The 5,515-nt window shown below is 53.5% G+C and carries 2 tRNA genes and 3 rRNA genes; all 5 read left to right on the top strand.

Annotated elements, in window-relative coordinates:
- Positions 1 to 186: 186 nt before the first annotated feature.
- Positions 187 to 1,726 (top strand): 16S ribosomal RNA (locus tag A8B84_RS09945).
- A 91-nt stretch (positions 1,727 to 1,817) separates the two neighbouring features.
- Positions 1,818 to 1,894, top strand: a tRNA-Ile gene (locus A8B84_RS09940).
- Positions 1,895 to 2,017: 123 nt separating this feature from the next.
- A tRNA-Ala gene (locus tag A8B84_RS09935) sits at positions 2,018 to 2,093 on the top strand.
- Between the two features lie 322 nt (positions 2,094 to 2,415).
- A 23S ribosomal RNA gene (locus A8B84_RS09930) occupies positions 2,416 to 5,308 on the top strand.
- Between the two features lie 86 nt (positions 5,309 to 5,394).
- Positions 5,395 to 5,509 (top strand): 5S ribosomal RNA (gene rrf, locus A8B84_RS09925).
- The 16S, 23S and 5S rRNA genes sit together here with 2 tRNA genes alongside, the layout of an rRNA operon.
- Positions 5,510 to 5,515 lie beyond the last annotated feature (6 nt).

Here is a 5,515-nt window from a genome sequence, read left to right as displayed (position 1 = left end):
GCGGAACGATGTAGAATACGCGGCCTTGATTGAGCAACAGCTCAAACGCTCTTTAAAAAGTTGACCAAGTAATTCGTGTGGGCGCTGGCCGAGGTATTTCGGATATGAAATATCAGGACAGTGACTCGTCGAAATTGAGTTTTGTCTTGAGCAAGAATAGAGAATCTTCGGATTCTTGTATGATTTAAACTGAAGAGTTTGATCATGGCTCAGATTGAACGCTGGCGGCAGGCTTAACACATGCAAGTCGAGCGGTAACAGGGGGTGCTTGCACCCCGCTGACGAGCGGCGGACGGGTGAGTAATGCATAGGAAACTGCCCAGTAGTGGGGGATAGCCCGGGGAAACCCGGATTAATACCGCGTACGCCCTTCGGGGGAAAGCAGGGGATCTTCGGACCTTGCGCTATTGGATGTGCCTATGTCGGATTAGCTAGTTGGTGGGGTAAAGGCCTACCAAGGCGACGATCCGTAGCTGGTCTGAGAGGATGATCAGCCACATCGGGACTGAGACACGGCCCGAACTCCTACGGGAGGCAGCAGTGGGGAATATTGGACAATGGGGGCAACCCTGATCCAGCCATGCCGCGTGTGTGAAGAAGGCTTTCGGGTTGTAAAGCACTTTCAGTGAGGAGGAAAACTCTGCGACTAATACTCGTAGGGCTTGACGTTACTCACAGAAGAAGCACCGGCTAACTCCGTGCCAGCAGCCGCGGTAATACGGAGGGTGCAAGCGTTAATCGGAATTACTGGGCGTAAAGCGCGCGTAGGTGGTTTGATAAGCGAGATGTGAAAGCCCCGGGCTTAACCTGGGAACGGCATTTCGAACTGTCAGGCTAGAGTGTGGTAGAGGGTAGTGGAATTTCCTGTGTAGCGGTGAAATGCGTAGATATAGGAAGGAACACCAGTGGCGAAGGCGGCTACCTGGACCAACACTGACACTGAGGTGCGAAAGCGTGGGGAGCAAACAGGATTAGATACCCTGGTAGTCCACGCCGTAAACGATGTCTACTAGCCGTTGGGACTCTTGAAGTCTTAGTGGCGCAGCTAACGCACTAAGTAGACCGCCTGGGGAGTACGGCCGCAAGGTTAAAACTCAAATGAATTGACGGGGGCCCGCACAAGCGGTGGAGCATGTGGTTTAATTCGACGCAACGCGAAGAACCTTACCTGGCCTTGACATGCAGAGAACTTTCCAGAGATGGATTGGTGCCTTCGGGAACTCTGACACAGGTGCTGCATGGCCGTCGTCAGCTCGTGTCGTGAGATGTTGGGTTAAGTCCCGTAACGAGCGCAACCCCTATCCCTAGTTGCTAGCAGTTCGGCTGAGAACTCTAGGGAGACTGCCGGTGACAAACCGGAGGAAGGTGGGGATGACGTCAGGTCATCATGGCCCTTACGGCCAGGGCTACACACGTGCTACAATGGTGCGCACAGAGGGCTGCAAACCCGCGAGGGGGAGCCAATCTCACAAAACGCATCGTAGTCCGGATCGCAGTCTGCAACTCGACTGCGTGAAGTCGGAATCGCTAGTAATCGTGAATCAGAATGTCACGGTGAATACGTTCCCGGGCCTTGTACACACCGCCCGTCACACCATGGGAGTGGATTGCACCAGAAGTGGTTAGTCTAACCTTCGGGAGGACGATCACCACGGTGTGGTTCATGACTGGGGTGAAGTCGTAACAAGGTAGCCGTAGGGGAACCTGCGGCTGGATCACCTCCTTAAACGAAGCCGAAAGCTTCGGTCAGAGTCCACACGAATTACTTGGTTGGCTGAATAAAGAGAGCAGATGGGTCGTTGCAGGCCCGTGTTTTTGGGTCTGTAGCTCAGGTGGTTAGAGCGCACCCCTGATAAGGGTGAGGTCGGTGGTTCAAGTCCACCCAGACCCACCAGAATTGCGTGGCTCGTCGTTGCTTCCAAGCTCACGTGCTACTCGCACGCTACGCTTGCAAGCGCCTAGATCCACACAATTCTATAGCTGAGGTTGAATTGACCTGGCTTGTGTGGAAGATCGAGGGGCCATAGCTCAGCTGGGAGAGCGCCTGCCTTGCACGCAGGAGGTCGGCGGTTCGATCCCGCCTGGCTCCACCAAAAGCCTGAACGATCGATGCTTTAAACTGACTAACTCCGGTTAGTAGTGTACAGAAACGAATGTTTCATACTGATGAAGCCTTCCTTTCTGATCACTGGGTCAGATTTGCTCTTTAACAAATTGGACGAGATAGAACACGATTGATGGATTCCATTATCTCCGGAATTCATTGATCAGAGTGATAACGATTTCAAGCGTTATCCGGTGTTGTCGTTGAAGTGGTTGTTATATTGCTTCAAGTGGCTGTCTCGAAACAGGGTTCTTTATCAGGCTTGCCTGGTGAGGGATGTTGAATCGTGATCAGTTGTCTTGGGGTTATATAGTCAAGCAACTAAGCGCATACGGTGGATGCCTTGGCAGTCAGAGGCGATGAAAGACGTGGAAGCCTGCGATAAGGTTCGGGGAGCTGGCAAACAAGCTGTGATCCGGGCATTTCTGAATGGGGAAACCCACCGACTTTCGGGTCGGTATCTTACACTGAATCCATAGGTGTAAGAGGCGAACCGGGGGAACTGAAACATCTAAGTACCCCGAGGAAAAGAAATCAACCGAGATTCCCTAAGTAGCGGCGAGCGAACGGGGACTAGCCCTTAAGCTAGACAACTGGTAGGAGAAGGCTCTGGAAAGTGCCGCCATAGTGGGTGATAGCCCCGTATCCGAAACCTGAGTCTGGTGAAATCGAGTAGGACGGGACACGTGATATCCTGTCTGAACATGGGGGGACCATCCTCCAAGGCTAAATACTCCTGACTGACCGATAGTGAACCAGTACCGTGAGGGAAAGGCGAAAAGAACCCCTGTGAGGGGAGTGAAATAGATCCTGAAACCGTATGCGTACAAGCAGTCGGAGCGGACTTGTTCCGTGACGGCGTACCTTTTGTATAATGGGTCAGCGACTTATGTTCAGTGGCGAGGTTAACCGTTTAGGGGAGCCGTAGGGAAACCGAGTCTGAATAGGGCGATTTAGTCGCTGGGCATAGACCCGAAACCGGGCGATCTATCCATGAGCAGGTTGAAGGTGCCGTAACAGGCACTGGAGGACCGAACCCACTGTCGTTGAAAAGCCAGGGGATGACTTGTGGATCGGAGTGAAAGGCTAATCAAGCCCGGAGATAGCTGGTTCTCCCCGAAAGCTATTTAGGTAGCGCCTCGGACGAATACCACAGGGGGTAGAGCACTGTTTCGGCTAGGGGGTCATCCCGACTTACCAACCCGATGCAAACTCCGAATACCTGTGAGTACTATCCGGGAGACACACGGCGGGTGCTAACGTCCGTCGTGAAGAGGGAAACAACCCAGACCGCCAGCTAAGGTCCCCAAGTACCAGTTAAGTGGGAAACGATGTGGGAAGGCTCAGACAGCTAGGAGGTTGGCTTAGAAGCAGCCATCCTTTAAAGAAAGCGTAATAGCTCACTAGTCGAGTCGGCCTGCGCGGAAGATGTAACGGGGCTCAAACTGGTCACCGAAGCTGCGGCTGCATACTTTGTATGCGGGGTAGGGGAGCGTTCTGTAAGCCTGTGAAGGTGTGTTGAGAAGCATGCTGGAGGTATCAGAAGTGCGAATGCTGACATGAGTAACGACAATGCGGGTGAAAAACCCGCACGCCGGAAGACCAAGGGTTCCTGCGCAACGCTAATCGGCGCAGGGTGAGTCGGCCCCTAAGGCGAGACCGAAAGGTGTAGTCGATGGGAAACGGGTTAATATTCCCGTACCTTGGATAGCTGCGATGGAGAGACGGAGAAGGCTAGGTGAGCCGGGCGACGGTTGTCCCGGTTTAAGCGAGTAGGGAGTGGACTTAGGCAAATCCGGGTCCACAATCTCGAGACGCGACGACGACTGCTCTTAGAGCGGGAAGTCATTGATGCCATGCTTCCAGGAAAATCTTCTAAGCTTCAGGCTATTCGAGACCGTACCCCAAACCGACACAGGTGGTCAGGTAGAGAATACCAAGGCGCTTGAGAGAACTCGGGTAAAGGAACTAGGCAAAATGGTGCCGTAACTTCGGGAGAAGGCACGCTGGTGGTAGGTGAGACCCCTTGCGGGTGGAGCTGACGCCAGTCGAAGATACCAGGCCCCTGCGACTGTTTATTAAAAACACAGCACTGTGCAAACACGAAAGTGGACGTATACGGTGTGACGCCTGCCCGGTGCCGGAAGGTTAATTGATGGGGTTAGCGCTTGCGCGAAGCTCTTGATCGAAGCCCCGGTAAACGGCGGCCGTAACTATAACGGTCCTAAGGTAGCGAAATTCCTTGTCGGGTAAGTTCCGACCTGCACGAATGGCGTAACGATGGGGGCGCTGTCTCTACCCGAGACTCAGTGAAATTGAAATCGCCGTGAAGATGCGGTGTATCCGCGGCTAGACGGAAAGACCCCGTGAACCTTTACTATAGCTTCACAGTGAACTTTGAGCATGTTTGTGTAGGATAGCTGGGAGGCTTTGAAGTGGGAACGCCAGTTCTCATGGAGCCAACCTTGAAATACCAGCCTGACATGTTTGAGGTTCTAACTTGGTCCCCTTATCGGGGATGAGGACACTGTGTGGTGGGTAGTTTGACTGGGGCGGTCTCCTCCCAAAGCGTAACGGAGGAGCACAAAGGTGGGCTAAGCATGGTCGGACATCATGCGGTTAGTGTAATGGCACAAGCCCGCTTAACTGCGAGACAGACACGTCGAGCAGGTACGAAAGTAGGTCATAGTGATCCGGTGGTTCTGTATGGAAGGGCCATCGCTCAACGGATAAAAGGTACTCCGGGGATAACAGGCTGATACCGCCCAAGAGTTCACATCGACGGCGGTGTTTGGCACCTCGATGTCGGCTCATCACATCCTGGGGCTGAAGCCGGTCCCAAGGGTATGGCTGTTCGCCATTTAAAGTGGTACGCGAGCTGGGTTTAGAACGTCGTGAGACAGTTCGGTCCCTATCTGCCGTGGACGTTGGAGATTTGAGGAAAGCTGCTCCTAGTACGAGAGGACCGGAGTGGACGAACCTCTGGTGTTCGGGTTGTGACGCCAGTCGCATTGCCCGGTAGCTATGTTCGGACAGGATAACCGCTGAAAGCATCTAAGCGGGAAGCCCCTTCCAAGATGAGATCTCCCTGGACCCTCGAGGTCCCTGAAGAGCCGTTCAAGACCAGGACGTTGATAGGTCGGGTGTGTAAGCGCTGCGAGGCGTTGAGCTAACCGATACTAATTGCTCGTGCGGCTTGACTATATAACACCCAAGACAATTGCGGATAACGCAGCAAAGAAATCAATATCACTCAGTTCCATCTCGTCCCCCAGTGATCAACCGTTTTGCCTGACGACCATAGCGGTCTGGAACCACCTGATCCCATCCCGAACTCAGAAGTGAAACAGACCAGCGCCGATGGTAGTGTGGCGTTGCCCATGTGAGAGTAGGTCATCGTCAGGCTCCTAA

Source organism: Marinobacter sp. EhC06 (assembly GCF_001650915.1).
Lineage (GTDB): Bacteria > Pseudomonadota > Gammaproteobacteria > Pseudomonadales > Oleiphilaceae > Marinobacter.
The sequence above is the reverse complement of the archived record's forward strand: the minus strand, read 5'-3'. Positions and strand labels throughout refer to the sequence as shown.